At 39.8% G+C, this 18,944-nt stretch carries 18 protein-coding genes; 9 read left to right on the forward strand and 9 right to left on the reverse strand.

The genetic code is table 11. The annotated features are described in order from the left end of the window. Nucleotides 1–84 precede the first annotated feature (84 nt). The 8 genes from carB (at nucleotide 85) to SanaruYs_RS05395 (ending at nucleotide 10,807) form a co-directional block, all read left to right on the forward strand. Nucleotides 85–2,901, forward strand: coding sequence for a carbamoyl-phosphate synthase large subunit (carB, locus tag SanaruYs_RS05365; RefSeq protein WP_127121504.1), 2,817 nt, complete (start codon nucleotides 85–87; stop codon nucleotides 2,899–2,901). A gap of 338 nt (nucleotides 2,902–3,239) precedes the next feature. Next, entirely contained in the window at nucleotides 3,240–4,244 is a 1,005-nt protein-coding gene (locus tag SanaruYs_RS05370; RefSeq protein ID WP_127121505.1) for a hypothetical protein, read from the forward strand. Then, nucleotides 4,241–5,236 carry a DUF3592 domain-containing protein gene (locus SanaruYs_RS05375; protein WP_127121506.1) on the forward strand — a complete coding sequence of 332 codons (996 nt, stop codon included), beginning with the start codon at nucleotides 4,241–4,243 and terminating at the stop codon, nucleotides 5,234–5,236. The genes SanaruYs_RS05370 and SanaruYs_RS05375 overlap by 4 nt, the downstream gene beginning before the upstream one ends. 155 nt (nucleotides 5,237–5,391) lie before the next feature. After that, on the forward strand, nucleotides 5,392–5,523 hold the full coding sequence (locus SanaruYs_RS20395; RefSeq protein WP_262708664.1) for a hypothetical protein: 132 nt from the start codon (nucleotides 5,392–5,394) through the stop codon (nucleotides 5,521–5,523). A gap of 32 nt (nucleotides 5,524–5,555) precedes the next feature. Next, nucleotides 5,556–5,774: a hypothetical protein gene (locus SanaruYs_RS05380; protein WP_127121507.1), complete on the forward strand. Its 219-nt coding sequence runs from the start codon at nucleotides 5,556–5,558 to the stop codon at nucleotides 5,772–5,774. A 21-nt stretch (nucleotides 5,775–5,795) separates the two neighbouring features. Beyond that, nucleotides 5,796–6,572: a diaminopimelate epimerase gene (gene dapF, locus SanaruYs_RS05385; RefSeq protein ID WP_127121508.1), complete on the forward strand. Its 777-nt coding sequence runs from the start codon at nucleotides 5,796–5,798 to the stop codon at nucleotides 6,570–6,572. 185 nt (nucleotides 6,573–6,757) lie between these two features. Beyond that, nucleotides 6,758–10,105, forward strand: a complete 3,348-nt coding sequence (gene secA / locus SanaruYs_RS05390) for a preprotein translocase subunit SecA (protein WP_127121509.1) — start codon at nucleotides 6,758–6,760, stop codon at nucleotides 10,103–10,105. Nucleotides 10,106–10,291: 186 nt separating this feature from the next. Then, nucleotides 10,292–10,807 carry a hypothetical protein gene (locus SanaruYs_RS05395; protein ID WP_127121510.1) on the forward strand — a complete coding sequence of 172 codons (516 nt, stop codon included), beginning with the start codon at nucleotides 10,292–10,294 and terminating at the stop codon, nucleotides 10,805–10,807. 26 nt (nucleotides 10,808–10,833) lie between these two features. Here the strand turns inward: SanaruYs_RS05395 and SanaruYs_RS05400 are convergent, their stop codons facing one another. From SanaruYs_RS05400 to SanaruYs_RS05440, 9 genes are all read right to left on the reverse strand, one after another. Further along, on the reverse strand, nucleotides 10,834–11,709 hold the full coding sequence (locus SanaruYs_RS05400) for an aldo/keto reductase (RefSeq protein WP_218022379.1): 876 nt from the start codon (nucleotides 11,707–11,709) through the stop codon (nucleotides 10,834–10,836). Nucleotide 11,710: 1 nt separating this feature from the next. Continuing rightward, nucleotides 11,711–12,022 (reverse strand): hypothetical protein, encoded by a 312-nt coding sequence (locus SanaruYs_RS05405; protein WP_127121511.1) that lies wholly within the window; start codon nucleotides 12,020–12,022, stop codon nucleotides 11,711–11,713. 2 nt (nucleotides 12,023–12,024) lie between these two features. Next, nucleotides 12,025–12,840, reverse strand: coding sequence for a purine-nucleoside phosphorylase (locus SanaruYs_RS05410; protein ID WP_127121512.1), 816 nt, complete (start codon nucleotides 12,838–12,840; stop codon nucleotides 12,025–12,027). Nucleotides 12,841–12,914: 74 nt separating this feature from the next. After that, nucleotides 12,915–13,886 carry an arsenosugar biosynthesis arsenite methyltransferase ArsM gene (gene arsM / locus SanaruYs_RS05415; protein WP_127121513.1) on the reverse strand — a complete coding sequence of 324 codons (972 nt, stop codon included), beginning with the start codon at nucleotides 13,884–13,886 and terminating at the stop codon, nucleotides 12,915–12,917. A 38-nt stretch (nucleotides 13,887–13,924) separates the two neighbouring features. Further along, complete coding sequence (arsS, locus tag SanaruYs_RS05420) at nucleotides 13,925–14,980, reverse strand: arsenosugar biosynthesis radical SAM (seleno)protein ArsS (protein ID WP_127121514.1); 1,056 nt, start codon at nucleotides 14,978–14,980, stop codon at nucleotides 13,925–13,927. Nucleotides 14,981–15,066: 86 nt separating this feature from the next. Next, nucleotides 15,067–15,402, reverse strand: coding sequence for an arsenosugar biosynthesis-associated peroxidase-like protein (locus SanaruYs_RS05425; protein ID WP_127121515.1), 336 nt, complete (start codon nucleotides 15,400–15,402; stop codon nucleotides 15,067–15,069). A gap of 95 nt (nucleotides 15,403–15,497) precedes the next feature. Beyond that, entirely contained in the window at nucleotides 15,498–16,433 is a 936-nt protein-coding gene (locus tag SanaruYs_RS05430; RefSeq protein ID WP_127121516.1) for a lytic transglycosylase domain-containing protein, read from the reverse strand. Nucleotides 16,434–16,455: 22 nt separating this feature from the next. Continuing rightward, nucleotides 16,456–17,214, reverse strand: a complete 759-nt coding sequence (locus tag SanaruYs_RS05435) for an LOG family protein (protein WP_127121517.1) — start codon at nucleotides 17,212–17,214, stop codon at nucleotides 16,456–16,458. A gap of 59 nt (nucleotides 17,215–17,273) precedes the next feature. Beyond that, nucleotides 17,274–18,188 (reverse strand): TIGR01777 family oxidoreductase, encoded by a 915-nt coding sequence (locus tag SanaruYs_RS05440; protein ID WP_127121518.1) that lies wholly within the window; start codon nucleotides 18,186–18,188, stop codon nucleotides 17,274–17,276. 47 nt (nucleotides 18,189–18,235) lie between these two features. Between SanaruYs_RS05440 and SanaruYs_RS05445 the strand changes: the two genes are divergently transcribed. Continuing rightward, nucleotides 18,236–18,919 (forward strand): hypothetical protein, encoded by a 684-nt coding sequence (locus SanaruYs_RS05445; RefSeq protein WP_127121519.1) that lies wholly within the window; start codon nucleotides 18,236–18,238, stop codon nucleotides 18,917–18,919. The last annotated feature ends 25 nt before the right edge of the window (nucleotides 18,920–18,944 follow it).

Below are 18,944 nucleotides of genomic sequence, written 5' to 3' on the forward strand. Positions count from 1 at the left end.
TTCCTGAAAAAATGAAAAATAAGGCTGCAAATCCAAAATTCAGGACTTACTTTTGCCCAATTTTAACCATAGCACTTCAGCCTTATGCCACGCGACAGAAGTATTCGCTCCGTACTCATTATCGGTAGCGGCCCAATTATTATCGGTCAAGCTTGTGAATTCGACTATGCTGGCTCTCAAGCCGCCCGTTCCCTACGTGAGGAGGGAATTGAGGTTATCTTGATCAACTCGAATCCGGCCACCATCATGACGGACAAAGTGACAGCTGATCATATTTATCTTAAGCCGCTTACGAAAAAATCGATCCGCGAAATTCTAGAAAAACACAATATAGATGCGGTGCTCCCCACCATGGGAGGACAAACAGCACTCAATTTGTGTATTGACTGCGATAAGGCGGGAATTTGGCAACACTATGGCGTGCGTATTATTGGTGTAGACATTAAAGCCATTGAAACTACCGAAGACCGCGAAAAATTCCGCTTGAAAATGTTGGAGTTGGGTGTCGGTGTTTGTAAGGGCCGTACAGCCAAATCCTTTTTAGAAGGCAAAGAAATAGCACAAGAAACAGGCTTCCCACTGGTTATCCGTCCTTCATACACACTGGGAGGAACAGGTGGTGGCTTTGTGAATACGCCAGAAGAGTTTGATGAAGCCCTCAACAGAGGCTTGCATGCCTCTCCCGTTCACGAAGTGCTTGTAGAGCAGTCCATTTTTGGCTGGAAGGAATATGAACTTGAATTGCTCCGCGATAATGTAGGAAACGTCATCATTATCTGTTCGATCGAGAACTTTGACCCGATGGGTATACACACGGGTGACTCAATCACAGTAGCGCCTGCCATGACTTTGCCTGACACTGCTTATCAGCGCATGCGCGACATGGCCATTAAAATGATGAATGGCATCGGGCAATTTGCTGGTGGCTGTAATGTACAGTTCTCACTCAACCCTGATAATTACGAGGAGGTTATCGGAATTGAAATCAATCCACGTGTGTCGCGCTCATCAGCACTGGCCTCTAAAGCAACCGGTTATCCCATTGCTAAGATCGCGGCTAAACTCGCTGTTGGTTTTAATTTAGATGAATTAAAGAATGCCATAACTGGTACAACCACCGCATATTTCGAACCTGCGCTTGATTATGTAATCGTAAAAATTCCTCGTTGGAATTTCGATAAGTTTCAAGGTGCCGATCGCAGACTTGGTTTACAAATGAAATCGGTAGGTGAAGTAATGGGCATCGGCAGAAACTTTCAGGAAGCTTTGCAGAAGGCCTGTCAGTCGCTCGAGATCAGAAGAAACGGTATTGGTGCAGATGGTCAGGAATTGAGAAATCAGGATGAGTTGTTGCACTCATTGGCCAATCCAACCTGGAACAGACTCTTCCACATTCACGATGCGATTAAAGTCGGTATTCCTTTAAAGACAATCGGTAAACTTACCCGTATTGATAAATGGTTCCTGAAACAAATTGAAGAGCTGGTTCAAATTGAAGAACAACTTGAAGAGTACGATATCGGTAATATTCCTACAGATTTGCTGCGAACAGCTAAAGAAAAAGGCTTCGGTGATCGTCAGATTGCGCACTTATTACATTGCTTTGAAAGTGAAGTCTTCAATAAAAGAAATGAACTTGGCATCAAACGCGTCTACAAATTAGTTGACACTTGTGCGGCTGAATTCGAGGCAAAAACACCTTATTACTATTCAACTTTCGATACAGAAAACGAATCAATTCCATCTAATAAAAAGAAAGTAATTGTATTGGGATCCGGCCCGAACCGCATAGGTCAGGGTATTGAATTTGACTACTCTTGTGTACATGGTGTATTGGCTGCAAAAGAAAGTGGTTATGAAACCATCATGATCAACTGTAATCCAGAAACAGTTTCAACTGATTTTGATATAGCTGACAAACTATACTTCGAACCTGTTTTCTGGGAACATTTGTACGACATTATTCAGCATGAAAAACCCGAAGGTGTAATTGTACAGCTAGGCGGACAAACCGCCTTGAAGCTGGCGGAAAAACTGCACAAATACGGTATCAAAATAATTGGCACTTCTTTCGATTCACTTGACCTTGCCGAAGACCGAGGCAGATTTTCCGAATTACTGAAAGAGCAAAACATTCCTTATCCTGAGTTTGGTGTTGCTACCGATCCAGATGTGGCACTCGAAGTTTCTAAACAAATCGGTTTCCCTTTATTGGTTCGCCCTTCATATGTACTTGGTGGCCAAAGCATGAAGATTGTGATCAATGAAAAAGAACTTGAGTCGCACATCATCGACATCTGGAAACACTTACCAGATAACAAAGTACTCCTTGATCATTATTTGGATGGCGCTATTGAGGCCGAAGCAGATGCCATTTGCGATGGTGAGAATGTATACATTATTGGTATCATGCAGCACATAGAACCTGCCGGTATCCATTCTGGAGATTCATACGCAGTGTTGCCACCTTATAATTTGGGCGACTTCATCATCAAGCAAATTGAAACTTACACTACGCGTATAGCACAGGCATTGAAAGTAAAAGGTCTGATCAACATTCAGTTCGCCATACAGAAAGATAAGGTATACATTATTGAAGCCAACCCACGCGCTTCACGTACTGTTCCTTTCATCTGTAAGGCTTACGATGAACCGTATGTTAACTACGCAACCAAAGTTATGTTGGGCGCGAAGAAGGTAACAGACTTCAAATTCAATCCTACTAAAAAAGGGTACGCTATTAAAGAACCTGTTTTCTCTTTCAATAAATTCCCTGAAGTAAACAAAGAGCTTGGTCCTGAAATGAAATCTACAGGCGAGGCCATTTACTTCATCGATGATTTGATGGACGATTACTTCTTGAATATTTATAATGAAAGGAATTTGTACTTAAGCAGATAGCATTTCCCAACAATACTAAAGGTGCCGCAACGGATTCGGTTAAACAACCGTTTCCTTTGTGGTGCTGCTAAAGATATTCAGTTAGCAAACAACGTTGTGCTGATGGCCAAACAGGCAAACAAGAATTGGCAGGGGCCGATGCTTCTCAACCTATTTAAGTGAAAAAGGAAATGGCGCATTTTAGAGAACCAAAAACTGGATTTTTGAAAATGACCAAAGTTTCTTTAATTTCCCAAACTACTTATATAGACTTACCAAAAAAAGAGAACATCAACTATTTAAAGATTAATTAGAAGTAATAAGTAAAATTGATATCTACGTAACAGAATTTTTTCAAAATGATAGTTTTTGGGCACAACTCGTTTACACTAAATTCATGTAAGCCTTCTCAACTCGGGCTGCCGGATCACCTCGATGCAGAATTCACGATTGAACGAAGACAACGATACGCGCACATTTTCTGGATACCAACGTTTGGCATTGGTAAGATTTGGGCATTACGAAAGAAAAATAGCGACAATCTTTTTCAGCCAAGCCCGGAACTGGCGAGTTTCTTACAGTCTTTGCCGCTGCAAGAGAAAACTCCCTGGTATACTTTTTCATTGCCTCTTCTCATCGTTGCTGGATTCATTTTATTTAGCATATACATACCTATCGATAGTTATCTTTCCAAAAAAAGAGCGGAAAAATATCTGACAGAGAAAATTCAAGGACTTGAAAATGCTATTAATAATCCACTGCCAAGTCAATATTTTGAATTAAGCTATCCCGAAGGGAAAACTTACCTCAAGGTGCTTAGTCATACACCAAATGATCTTACCTGTTTGTTCAGAGACGTAACAACTGGTAATTACTCTGATGATCGAATACTAGAGGCATTTGCGTGGGATACTACCTACCAATACTTTGATACAGTTAATATCAAAAAGAGCGAGCTTCTATCAGCCATCAACAGGAATGATTCTTATAGTTTTAAAGGCTCAGATTTCAAAGACTTAGGAAAAGAACTCGTTTTGCAGAATGCTGTTACCTACTCTTTTCCGGTTTTCAAAAAGTTAGAGACAGGATACGAAGAGGGTCGTTTTGTTCTATTGGTGCAAAATATTGGTGCAGCTGGGCAAATCAAAAATTTATCTACAACCAAATCGAATGTCATTTTTTCGCAGGGGTTATTTCCTATATCCGTTGAAACCAGACAACAGATTCTGTTAGTTGGAACGTATGATGGGATCGAGCCTTCCCTCTCCGGTAAGGTTAGCGTGTTAAACGCTGAGGGTGATTCCGCAAAATATAGTGTTCGCATCAGCGGGTTAAGGTTTTATCTTGAACAAGACAAGAGATGAATATCAAGAAAATAATACTTCTAGGTGTCTGCGCACTAGTCATTTTGATTTTTTGGGTCATTATTCCCATAGATGTTTATGAGAATAACAGTCTTTTCTTCAGCTTTTTATGTGGTGGTCTATTCTTTGTGTTTTTGTTTTTGGCTTTAGGCGATTTTGAATCTCTAGAAGAAATATTCGAGAATAAGAAAGTGGATCAGGGGACTCATCCAACTCGGTACCTAGCGCCTTTTGCGATAATCCCTGGTGTAATCATAGTTTTTCTATTGACTTTCCATCAATCGAATCGTAAAAGCAAAGAGTTGGAAGCAAATGGTGTTTTGACAAAAGGTCGTGTGATTGATGGTCAATCACAGAAAACAACCAGACGGTTTCAAACCAATACATCGTACAGCATAAAAGTGCTTTACCAAGATAGCAAGAAAACAAAACATAAATTTGAAGCAAGCGTAAGCTCATCAACATTTAGAAATGTGTATAAGGGTAGCGTAGTTGATGTTGTCTATTCTAAAAACTATCCTGGTCTTGCAAAAGTGATTTCTGATATTGATGAACTTAGTAAATACAAATACATACCAAAAGAAACGGTAAAAGCCGAAAATCTAATCGCCATTTTAACCAGTAAGATTAGACCCGATTCTGTTCTTCAGTACTTAAATTCCATAAACTATGAATGGGAAAAAGGGAAAGAGGCAAATTACTACCAAAATGAACGACTGAATCTTGCTGTTAAAATATTCCCAGACGAAGGAGAAATTGTATACGTTGAGCGAACACTTCTTCTAATGGCTAATCAGTCTGAAACGTTTGAAAACTCATTAGGTAAGTCAGGCTTTAATAAAAAAGCACAAGAGGTTAATGGTAAGAGTGAAGAAGTTTATTATAACGATAAATACTTAATAACAAAGGAACCCATGAAATCAGATATCAATAGTGCTGACTTTTTATCCTCATCCTCATTTATGGTTTATCATTTAATAAAACTGGAGTGATTCTGACCTCTTCCTTATACACTAACAACTTACTGGGGCTTGAGTTTAGCACAATATTTCTTCTCGACAAACCGACTTAATAGCTAAAGGAACCTCTTTCACTGCTTTTTCCGTTTAAAATATGGATCTTTGGAAAATCATTAAAAACCAAAAAAATGAGCACGATTGAAATACGAACATTTGCGGAGAAGGCAACGCATGGTTTTAATCTTGCGAACAAAAGCTCATTGAATTTATTAAGAAAGAAGATGGAGAGTTGGTTATCACAAAAGATGGCAAACCTGTAAGAATAAAAGCCCGTGATTTAAAATAGAGCATCATGTTTAAGTTTCTTATCATTTGTGTTTTGGTTGGCTACGTGTTGTATAAAATCGCCAGCTCAATTAAAGTGTTTGTGCACACTAATAATTATCAGCGTCCGCCACAGTACAAACCTCCTGGCAGCAATGTTAATATCGAAACACCACCACCTTCTAAGAAAAATGATGGAAAAGATTTTAAGGGCGGGGAGTACGTTGACTACGAAGAAATAAAATAATGTTTATTCAAATCTGAAATTTTGAATCTAAAATTTACCAAATACCAGGCAACAGGCAACGATTTTATCCTTATCGATAATAGAGATGGAAAAATTATTTTGTCGCAACAACAGATCGTACAGTTATGCGATCGCAAGTTTGGTATTGGTGCTGATGGTTTAATTCTCATTGAACCTTCTGATGTAGCTCCCTTTAACGTTAACTATTACAACAGCGATGGCTCCCAAAGTTTATGCGGTAATGGTAGTCGTGCCGCTGTAAGTTTTGCCGCCAGCCTTACGTTGTTAAAAGATAAAACGTCCTTTATTGCATACGATGGCCTGCATGATGCCGAGTTAATGCCTTCTGGAATTGTTCGTTTGCGAATGAATGATACAAACGCTGTTGATGCAAGTCGTGAAGATTTGTTCGCTAACACGGGCTCCCCGCATGTTATTCGTTTTGTAAACAACATTCAGGATTATCCCGTTTTTGAAGAAGGTAAAAAAGTCCGTTATAATGATGCTTATAAACCGGGAGGCACGAATGTGAATTTTGTTGAACTGCAAGACAACAATGCCCTATTTGTTCGCACCTACGAGCGTGGTGTAGAAAATGAAACACTGTCGTGTGGAACGGGTGTAACAGCCGCTGCATTAGCTGCCTCTACAAAGGGTTATACTTCCCCTATCCAAATCAAAACACTAGGCGGAGAGCTTTCCGTAACCTTCAAAAAAGGTGTTAATGGCGAATTTACCGATATCTACCTGATCGGTCCCGCCCAAAAAGTATTCGAGGGCGAGATTGTATTGCCATAATTGGCAGCAATCAGGCCATATTTACCTCTCCTTTACTGCCAAAACTGTGCTTAAGTGCTTAGAGATGCTTCTGAAGCCAATTGGTGCTATAATTGACACGATCATTTCCCAAAAACAGATTAACTTTAAAGCCATTTTGTCGATGATGCGAATCATTGATTGGGCAAACTGACCATTGTTGTTTTATGTTAAAATTAATTGCTAAAATTTTCGGTACTAAGTCTCAACGCGACATCAAATCCATTGAGCCCCTTGTAAAAGAAACCCTTCAGGAGTTTGATAAACTGGCTGGTCTTTCCAACGACCAATTGCGTGAGCAAACCCAGCAGGTACAAAACGCCATTAATGAGGCATTGTCTTCTATAGATTCTGAAATAGCGGCTTTGCATAAACGCATTGCTGATCAGCCTGAGATGGACATCAATGAAAAGGAGGCCGTTTTTGCTGAAATTGATAAGCTTGAAGCTGATCGCAATAAAGACCTTGAAAAAGTATTGCTAAAAGTATTGCCAAAAGCATTTGCGATTGTTCGCGATACAGCAAGACGCTTCAAAGAGAATGATTATCTGGAAGTAACCGCTCTAGATTATGATATAAAAATTGCCGCAACGCACACCAACGTTACCATACATGGTGATAAAGCCAGATGGGCAAGACAATGGATGGCAGCTGGTAATATGATTACCTGGGATATGATGCACTATGAAGTGCAGATTATCGGGGGTATTGTTTTACACCAAGGTAAGGTTTCTGAAATGGCAACTGGTGAGGGTAAAACACTGGTGGCTACCTTTCCTACTTTCTTAAATGCACTTGCTAAACGTGGTGTTCACCTGGTAACAGTAAACGATTACCTTGCTAAACGCGATAGTGAGTGGATGGCGCCTCTCTTCCAATTCCATGGCCTCACAGTTGATTGTATTGATAAGCACGAGCCTAACTCTATTGCCCGCAGAAATGCCTACCGTGCCGATATCACTTACGGAACAAATAACGAATTTGGTTTCGACTACCTACGCGATAACATGTCGCGCGAAACGGATGAACTCGTGCAACGCGGCCATCACTATGCTATGGTTGATGAAGTTGACTCTGTACTGATTGATGAGGCACGTACGCCCTTGATCATCTCTGGACCTGTACCTAGAGGTGACCAACATGAATTCTACGATTTAAAGCCTCGCATTTTTAAATTGGTAGAGGCACAGAAAAAATTAATTACACAATACCTGGGTGAAGCCAAGAAACAACTGGAATCAGGAAATGAAAAAGATGGTGGCCTTTCAATTTTCCGAGCGCATCGTGGTATGCCAAAATACAAACCGGTTATTAAGCTCTTAAGTGAAACTGGTATCAGGGCAACCATGCAGAAAACAGAAAACTATTATCTGCAAGACAATAAGAAGATGATGCCGGAGGCAGACGCTCCGCTTTATTTTATTATTGATGAAAAAGATAACAGTGTAGACCTGACCGAAAAAGGTATTGACTTAATTACAGGAGAAGGTGAAGATGCTAAATTCTTTATCCTCCCTGAAATTGGCACTGAACTTTCTAAAATAGAAAAAGACAACAGCATGAGTGATGCTGAACGTCTTGCCAAAAAAGAAGAACTTATAAAAGACTATCAGGTGAAGTCGCAACGCATTCACAGCGTGAATCAGTTGTTGAAGGCTTACACTATGTTTGAAAAAGATACTGAGTACATCATTGTTGATGGAAAAGTAAAAATAGTTGATGAGCAAACTGGTCGTGTGCTTGACGGAAGACGTTATTCAGATGGTTTGCACCAGGCGATTGAAGCAAAGGAAAATGTAAAAGTTGAAGACGCTACACAGACCTACGCTACCATTACCTTACAGAATTATTTCCGCATGTACCACAAGCTTGCAGGTATGACAGGTACAGCTGAAACAGAAGCAGGCGAATTCTGGGACATTTACAAACTTGATGTTGTTGTTATTCCTCAAAACAGAACAGCCGTAAGAAAAGACTCCGATGATTTAGTTTTTAAAACCATTCGTGAAAAATTTACAGCGGCAATTGAAGAGATTGTAAAACTTACGGAAGCAGGTAGACCAGTGTTGGTGGGTACAACTTCAGTTGAAATTTCAGAATTGATAAGCCGCATGTTACAAATGCGCAAAATCAAGCACAATGTATTAAACGCTAAGCAACACCAACGCGAAGCAGAAATTGTTGCTGAAGCTGGTAAGCCAGGAACTGTAACAATCGCGACAAACATGGCAGGTCGTGGTACTGACATTAAGTTAACACCAGAATCGAAAGCTGCCGGTGGTTTAGCTATTATTGGTACTGAGCGCCACGAGTCAAGACGTGTAGACCGTCAGTTGCGCGGTCGTGCAGGACGTCAGGGCGATCCAGGTTCATCGCAATTCTACGTATCACTTGAAGATAACCTCATGCGTTTGTTCATGCCGGAGCGTATTGCACGCATCATGGATAGATTGGGCTTGAAAGAAGGTGAAGTAATTCAGCATTCTATGGTAACAAGCTCTATTGAGCGTGCCCAGAAAAAAGTAGAAGAAAACAACTTTGGTATTCGTAAGCGCTTGCTGGAGTACGATAACGTGATGAACTCACAGCGTGAAGTAATTTATAAGAGAAGAAAGAATGCGCTTTTTGGAGAACGTTTAGAGTTAGATATACTCACCATGATCTTCGACACAGCAGAAGAATTGGTGATTAATGCCAAAAATGCTGCCGACTATGAAAGCCTGCGTTTAAATACCTTAAGCACTTTCGGCATAGATTACGAAGTATCTAAAGAAGATTTCGATAAGTGGGATCAGGCGAAGTTGACTAACAACTTATACGAAAAAGCACTTGATCATTATCATCGCAAAAACAAAGCAGTAGCCGCAAAGTCCCTTCCTATTGTAAAAGACGTTTATCATACAAGAGGCGCTACTGTAGAAAATATACTAGTTCCTTTTACAGATGGCGTAAAACAAATCGGTGTTGCTGCAAATCTTGCCAAGTGTGTAGAGTCTGAAAATGGAGAGCTGATTAAATCAATGGAGAAAATGATTGCTTTGGCTATCATCGATCAATTATGGAAAGAACACTTGCGTGACATGGATGACTTGAAGCAATCTGTGCAAACAGCAGTTTACGAACAGAAAGATCCTTTATTGATTTACAAGTTCGAAGGCTTTGAAGCTTTCAAAAAACTTGTGGCCAGGGTAAATGAAGAAACGGTTTCATTCTTAATGAAAGCAGATATTCCTGTGCAACAATCAGATCAGGTACAGGAAGCAAGAGCCAGCAGAGCGAGAGTACGGTTAAATGAGAATAAAGAAGAATCTAAATCGTTATTAAGTGGTGGCGGACCGCAGCCGCAAGCTAACCGTCCTCCACAAGAAAAAATAATGCCTGTTAAGTCTGAAAAAATTGCCAACAGAAACGACAAGGTGAATGTTCAATATCCTGACGGGCGTGTTATGCGCGATGTTAAGTACAAGAAAGTGGAAGATGATATTTTGAACAATCGATGTATTGTGATTGAATAGTCTTTAAGCATATTTCAAGGTCTATTCCTCGGTCTGTGTCCGCACAGACCGAAATTACATTAGCAAAATGGTTTGTGAAGACACAAACCATGGCGTGAAAGCTGAAAACAAAATTTACTAAACAACTAAATACAGTATTGGCTTTACTAAACGAAAACGACTTAGTGGAACTAACTGGATAAAGCGATGAAAAGAATGTTTGAGTTGTCACACTACCTGGTTTACATGATTATGATGGGCTGTGCCTCTAGTCAGGTGAGCACCTCTGCTACACCAACACGTTATACCGAAGACCTCACTTATTTACGTCCATCTTTTGAAGAGGCAAAACCAAATCCGGAAACAGATCCGAATGAGAATGTAACGAAACCTGTATATCAGGAACCGCGCTATGCAGTAAATGAACAACTGCACGAAGTGCTGGATAGCATTGATCGTATTAATCTTAGTAAAAAACTAGTGGACGGTTTTACCATACAAATTTATGCGGGTCAAAAAAGAGAAGATGCGCTAAATACTAAGCGAACAATGGATTTAGCCCTACCAGAATTAAAAGCAGAAATGACTTATGTTCAGCCCACTTTTCGCATCAAAGCAGGCAAGTATTATACTCAACTAGACGCGCAAAAAGACTACGTAGCAGTAAAACGTCATTTCCCTAACGCTATTCTTGTCCCAGATAAAATAGCCGTTCCGCATTGATTTGAAATTTGAAATTCTGAATAGTCTTACGCTACATCAAATCCTTTGATGATCTTCAGCATCGCAAACCAATCTTGTTGGCCTAGCTTTACATCCAAAGCAGCAGCGGCCTCCTGAATACGCTCAGTTTTTGTTGTACCTGTAATGGGGAAAAGATTTGCAGGATGCGCAAGCAACCAAGCGAAAAGCAATTTAGCAGTGCTCACTTTATATTTATCTGCCAACACGCCAAGCGTTTGCATTTTTTCCAAGTCATCAAAATATTTTCCATTGCCTAGTGGTGACCAGGCCATAATGCCAACATGATGTTTCATCATTACATCACTTACACCATTAAACAAGTAATCACTTTTAAATAAGGATACTTCCAGCTGATTGGTGACCAAAGGCATGGGTAAAAACGATTGCAGCATTTCAAATTGTGTGCTGGTGAAATTCGAAACACCAAAATGCAAAACCTTACCCTTTTCATATAAATCCTCAAAGGCTTTTGCTACCTCCTGTGGGTTTAACAAAGGATCAGGTCTATGTATTAATAATAAATCAATTCTATCTGTACCTAAATTTTTAAGTGAAGTTTCCACAGACTGAATGATGTGTTCGTAGGTTGTATCGTAGTGTTTAATCCTGTGTTCAGGCTTGTTATCAACTTTTAACTTAATACCACATTTAGTAACCAATTGCATTTTATTACGCAAACCTGGATGTTGCTTGAGGATACGACCAAATAATTCTTCTATGGTATACCCACCATAAATATCGGCATGATCAAATGTTGTAATGCCACAATCTAATGCTGCTGCAATGCAACGTTCATTAATAGTTTCGTCAGCCCAATTCCAAACACCCGCTATGATGCGCGAAAACTCCGGACCTTTAGGATGAATCCTCTGATATTGCACCCTATTTAGCAGTTTGGTGTTGGTAACACTTCTTTCCCTTACTTGCTGTCATTCGCTTGCAGCGCACTCCCTCTTTTGTTTTTCCCTCGCACTGTTTTAACGCAGCCTTTCCCAATTCATTAGGTTTGCAAACATCACAAGCTTTTTTTCCAGCCTTCTTTGCCTTATCAATGTTAATACCCTCCGCATCACCTGAAAGACGACAATCTGCAGTATGGTATTTTTCTCCCTTTGCAGAAGAGTAAACAGTTTGTGCTTGGGCAGCAAGTACGAATCCAAACACCAGTAAAACACTCATCAATAGTTTTTTCATATTCATAATTGTTTAATCAGTTCAACATATAATTCAGTAAGCTTCGCTTCAGCCTTACCTGCTATTTCAATAATTTCTTGAATATTAGCTGGCTGAAGATTATCTGGGTCGCAATCATCGGTAAGCACAGAAATAGCACAGCATGGTAAACCAGTGTGATTTGCTACTATAACTTCAGGCACGGTGCTCATCCCTACAGCATCCGCTCCAATGCGATGTAAGAAACGATACTCGGCCCTGGTTTCAAGATTAGGGCCCATCACACCAACATAAACACCTTCATTTAATTTTATACTCTTCTCTTTGGCGATTGCTTTTAGTTTTTTATTTAAAGTTAACGCATATGGCTGACTCATATCCGGAAAACGCGATCCCAACACCTCATAGTTTGTTCCCCTCAAGGGATTATCCGGTTGTAAGTTAATGTGATCATCAATCAGCATAAGTTCACCCTTTTTCCAATTCAAATTCATATTGCCTGCTGCGTTGGAGATAAGCAGGTTTTTTACGCCCAACATTTTCATAACGCGCACAGGTAGTGTAATCTGTTGCATGCTGTAGCCCTCATAATAATGGAAGCGACCCTGCATGGCCAACACTTTCTTCCCCTTAATCTCACCGTAAATCAATTGCCCTTTATGAAATTCAACCGTTGATATTGGAAAATGCGGAATCGAATTATACGGGATTTGAATTGGCTTCTTAAATTCCTTAACAAATAAATTTCCTAACCCAGTGCCTAGTATCACTCCTATTTCGGGCGCCTCAACACCTCGGCTTCTAATGTAGTCGCTTGCTTCTTGGATTTCTTTTAACATAAAAATAAAATAGAGTAGTGAAGGTAAAAAAAGAAGCCGGAATTACCCGCTTCTTTTCAAATTGTTGTAGTCAACTAACAACAACCACCTCCATCATAAAAATACGTTGAAGGTGAAATGAAAATATCCTGCCTGTTAAGTGCGGCAAGTGCACCTGCTGTTTTATCGCAAATGGCAAGTGGTTGGTTTTGCATAAGTACATGTCCCTTCTTATCATCGAAGTACTCATCACCACCAAAATAAATTGCTGTTCTTCCTGTAAATACACATGCACCATCTGCCGGCATGGGGTCTTTAATGGCACAAACTTCCACGCTTTCAATGTAAATCATTTTGTTGGTTTGATAATGTGCAGGATCTAAAATTCGATAAGGACGCTTCGCACGAATTTCTACTGTGCCAAAACCTGTATCTGTAATGAGCTTAATGTATTCTTTTAATGGAAGTGCCCCGCTTAAACATAGCGCGCGTAGCCTTTCATCTTGTTTCAAGGTTTCCGGCATTTCAGTCTCGCAAGTAGGATCAGATAAGACTAGGCGACCATGTGGTTTCAATATTCGATACATCTCCGCCAATGCGGTTTTTAAATCTTCTTGAGTAAAAATGTTAAACAAACAATTTTGAGCTGCAACATCTATCGAGTTATCTGGAACCGGAAGATTAAGCGCATCACCTTTTCTAAGGTCAATAAAATCAGGCTTAAACCATGGATTTTGCTTTTCAGCCTCAACAAAATTTTCCCTACTCGCCTGCAACATCTCATCCACTACATCAATACCTATTACGCCACTACTACGTCTGCTGAAATAGGAAAACTGTAATAACTCCATGCCTCCACCAACACCAACATAAAGAATTGCAGGATCATTAACTAGATCTCGGGGATTTACGGTGCTGCCACAACCATAATTCATGTCGAGCATTTTCTTTGGAATTTTTAATCCTGGCAGTTGCCAGACAGGTGTTGTTGTGCAACACAATCCTTTTTGTGGATTTTCCGCTGCTTCTTTATAAACGTTACGGGTGGTCTCTAAATAAGTTTGCATGAATTAATGATTTCAAATTCCAAGTTTCAAATTCAACATTAAGCTGTTGCTCCCTGGCAACTTGAGCCTGCGCCTGCTGTGCAAGCATAACAATGCTGGCTGATGACGATATCGCGTGATTCCAATTCAACAACATTAAATGTACTAATATGTTGCCCTTTGCGTTCATCTGTTTTTAAACCCAGCATTTGATTAAAATCGCAATCATACAAAAATCCCTGCCAGTCGATAGAAACAGTATTACGACACATAACACCACTCACTGCCATCGGATTAAAAGCAGTGATTAATTTCTCCATATACTCTTCGTAGTTTCCACTTTCAATTAGAAAATCCAAAAAGCGGCTAATAGGAATATTGGTAATAGTAAATAAGCTGTTAAACTCAATAGAGAAATGCTCTTTCAATTCTTTTTTAAAATCTCTCTCCAGCTGACCTTGATCGCCTGGTAAAAAAGCACCACTTGGGTTGTAAACTAAGTCTAAAATTAAACCACTCCCTGATTTTCCATAACCAACTTCATTAAGCATTTGTAGCGCCTTTATTGAAGTTTCAAAAACGCCTTCTCCACGTTGGCGATTTGTTTTCTCTGCACTATAAAAAGGTAGGGATGAGCAAATGCGCACCTTGTGCTCTTTAAAAAATTGCGGCAGATCATGATACTTAGGATTAGCTAAAATGATGGTTAAGTTTGACCGAACGATGATCTCTTGCGCACCTCTTTTTTTTGCTTCTGTTACAAACCATCGGAAGTCAGGATTCATTTCAGGAGCGCCACCAGTAATATCAAGTGTGTGAATTTTTGTCTGCTCCAAAACATCCAGACATTGTTGCATGGTTTCACGCGTCATGATTTCTTTGCGGTCAGGACCAGCATCTACATGGCAGTGCTTGCACACTTGATTGCACATGTAGCCAATGTTCATTTGGAAGATTTCAATCTTCGATGGTTTTAAAGGAAAATAACCAACAGCCTCAATCTTGGATTTAAATGTTGGAAGTTTACCTTCCTTAAAAATCCCATTATTCAAAAACTCAACTTGCTTTTCTTGTTGAGCTAGTAGGTGATGGCGGGCATGCAAGCTTTTAATCATACGTAATAGTTGTTCGTTGATCGTTGTTGGCTGTTCGATAAAGTTTTCGAATAACGAAAAAACAACAACCAATAACGATTATAAAATCACATCGATAACTTTTTGGCCTTGTTCATCATCATTACACCATGTACAAGTGAAGCACCACCCCGTATAGCTGCGGCTACATGTACTGCCTCCATCATCCCTTTTTCAGTGGCACCTTTCTCAAGTGCATCTTGTGTGTAGGCATCAATGCAATACGGACATTGAACAGTGTGCGATACGGCTAATGCGATTAATGATTTTTCACGGGCTGTTAATTCACCATCTTTAAAAACCTCTCCATAATAATCGAAAAATTTTGCAGCAAGCGTTTTATCCCACTCTGCAATGTTTCCAAATTTTTTAAGGTCTGCGGGGTTGTAGTAAGTATTTTCCATAGTAAGATTTACGGTAATATAGTGGTTTTACATGAGGTGAATAATCGTCCTCACGACAAAACAACATACCTACGAATAAAGTTGCGACTGCGGATTTAAGCAGGAAGGGCTATTCTGTAAATTTTGCCCTTTTTTATTTTGAGGTCTTCGTCTCGTAACCAAGGATTGAGGCGCTTAATGGTTTTGTAATTTGTACCTTTTGATAATGAAAAATCAACCAGACTTTTAATTGATTCTTTTACTTCCACATATTGGACTTTCTCTTCGTTGTAGAGTTCTTCTTCAGCTAATACAAAGCCGTACTTTAACGGGTTTTGCATTATCTCTTTCATGGCAATGAGTCGGAAGATATAACGTGAGGTTTCATCATTCAAAAACAAGTCGTAATAGGAATCAACCTTTTGATTATCTAATGCTTTTTGCATGCCCGTCATTCCTCGATTGTATGAAGCTGCAGCAAGCGTCCAGTTACCAAATTTGCGATGGGCATCTTTAAGGTATTTACATGCAGCATAAGTAGATTTAATAGGGTCGTAACGCTCGTCAACCTGCTTATTAATTTCTAACCCGTAAGCTTTGCCCGCATCGGGCATAATTTGCCAAAAACCAGTCGCTTCTCGGGGCGAAACCTGATTCAGCAATGCGCTTTCAATCAAGGGCAGATATTTAAAATCATCAGGTATACCATTCTCTTTAAGAATTTTCTCCATTTGTGGCAACCAGCGATTTGCCCGTTTAATAATAAATAATGTGCTACTGTGTAAGTAGCTGTTTACCTGCAACTCTCTGTCTAAGCGCTCGCGTACATCATTGATATGAAGTGGCACTTCTTCTTGTGCAAAATCCAGCTTTTCCGGAATACGAAATGGTTTTGCTACAAAACCAGAAGGAATTTCGGCAACTAACGCTGTTGCATTATCTGAAATGGCCTCTACAGCTACGTTACGACCCAAACTGCTTCCATTGTAGGTTATATAACCTAACAAAATGACTAGTGTAGCTACTGATACATATATTGAAAGATCCTTCATCCCCACATCCGGTAAAAAGTGTTTAGAAATTTGGCGAAAGTAGATACTTCGAATAAAAGTCATCAATCACTTTCACTGCCTCTTCTGGTGTATCTACAACGCTGAATAACTCAAGATCTTCTACGTTGGCATTCTTTTCTTTTCCAATCAACACCTTGGTAACCCAGTCAACAAAACCCTTCCAATATTCCTTGCCAACCAATACAATAGGAAAGCGACCAATTTTTTTGGTTTGAATTAGGGTAAGTGCTTCAGTTAATTCATCTAATGTTCCAAATCCACCTGGCATTACTATAAAGCCCTGTGAATATTTCATAAACATTACTTTGCGAACAAAGAAATAATCAAAGGTTATTAACTTATCAGGGTCAATATAAATATTACCCTTCTGTTCAAATGGTAAAAAAATATTAAGTCCTACTGATTTACCTTTGGCACGATGCGCCCCGCGGTTACCCGCTTCCATAATACCGGGCCCACCACCTGTAATAACACCATAACCATGCTGCACCAATTGATAAGCTATATCATCGGCCATTTTATAATAAGGGTTGGTGGGCTTAGTTCTGGCAGAACCAAATATGGTTACACAGGGACCTATTTTGGCCAGCTTTTCAAAACCTTCAACAAACTCACTCATGACTTTAAAAATCACCCATGAGTCTGAGCTTTTTATTTCTGCCCAATCTTTATCAACAAATGCCTTTCTTATTCTGTGCTCTTCTTCAATGGCTTGCTTAAGCAGGTCATCATCCACTTTTTTTAATTTCTTCTTTGCCATAACAATACTAAAATTACAACAAGGTAGTAAAACGATGAGAATTACAAATTAGTTGTAGTTTACTTCTTATCAAGTAGATTTTGCAAACTTTCTTCCAGGGTATTAAACTGAAACTGATAACCACTGGCTTGTATTTTTTTTGATGAAACATCACTTCCGTAAATGATCAGGTTAGCCATTTCGCCTAATACCAGCTTGAGAAAAAATGCAGGAACTTTAGGAAGGAAGAGTGGTCTCTTAAGCTGCCTGGCTATGGCTTTGGTAAAGTCTTCATTACTTACAGCATAGGGGCCTGTACCATTGTAAGCACCTTGTAACGATTCATTCTCTACCAAGTGAATAAACATATTACAAAGGTCGTCTATGTGTATCCAACTCAACATCTGCTTACCCGATGCCAGCGGAGAACCAACAAATAATTTTACCGGAACAACCATAGGCTCCAATGCTCCGCCTTTATCACTTAACACTATGCCTATGCGCAATTTAGCTACACGCAAAGGAAGTTCAATTAATTTGTCAATCGACTCTTCCCATTGCCGGGTGACCGAGGCAAGGTAATCCGTGCCTGGCGCACTTTGCTCGTCATATAATTCGCCTTTTAAGTCGAAACCATAGTAACCAATGGCTGAAGCTGAGATAAAATGTTTTACCTCATTATTTGTGTTTTTTAGTGTGGCCTCTAACAATGCTGTCGATTGAGTACGACTTTCTAAAATCTCTTGCTTGCGCTTTTCCGACCATCGTTTGTCGGCAATGCCTGCACCAGCCAAATGAATAACAGTATCTATACCTTTAAGGGCACTTACATCCATTTGCATTTGTTCTACATTCCAGACAAAAGATGGAATCTCACCCTTTTTTGCACTTCTACCTAAATGGGAAACGTTGTGCCCCTTTTGTAATAAAAATTCGGTAAGCCTTTTGCCTATAAGTCCGGAGGCACCCGTTATTAAAATGTTTTTTTTAGTCACGGTGCTGATTTTAGTAGTTTTGAATACAATTAAGAAACATTATTGCTATGAAAAAGTTTGTTCTACTCGCATTTCTCCTGATCTCTGTCATGTCTTTTGGCCAGACGGTGATGGTGAGACAGGAAAAACAGAAAATAAAGAACGACAATATTTACAGCTTTGCCACTACACTTGATGCCAGTGTCGAAGATGTAAATGGTGCGTTGTTGAAGTTTTTGAAAAATTACGGTAAGCCAAAACAACAGGATGAAGCCATTGTATTAGCAGAATGCATTGTGAATGGGAAAGCTTTCAGCAAAGCACTATATGGTAATACTCGCCAGGCTGGCGCTGCAACATATGCGTGGATTGGCGTAAATCTTAATGAGTGGGCAGCAGACTCTGCTATGGTTGTTGGTCGTCTTGAGGCTATGGTAAAAGAATTTGGCGTTAACTTTTATCGCGATAAAATACAAGTGCAGATTGATGAAGCGCAACGTGCGGTGGACATCGTGAGCAGGCAGCAACAACGAACATTGAATGAACAGCAAAGCATTCAGCAAAAAATTGAGAGTAATAAAAAGGAATACCAGCAATTATTAAAGGCCATACAGAAAAACCGTAGCGACTCCGTTGCATTGGTGTTGCGCCTCAATAAAAACACAGCCAGTACAGACTCGCTACGCACTGTGGCTGACAAAGTAAAGCAAGCAGTTGTGTTTCAGAAAGAAAGACAGGGGAAAGTTAACTAATTTGAGCTATGTGTGTTGAAGATCA

The organism is Chryseotalea sanaruensis (assembly GCF_003990915.1).
Classification (GTDB): Bacteria; Bacteroidota; Bacteroidia; order Cytophagales; family Cyclobacteriaceae; genus Chryseotalea; species Chryseotalea sanaruensis.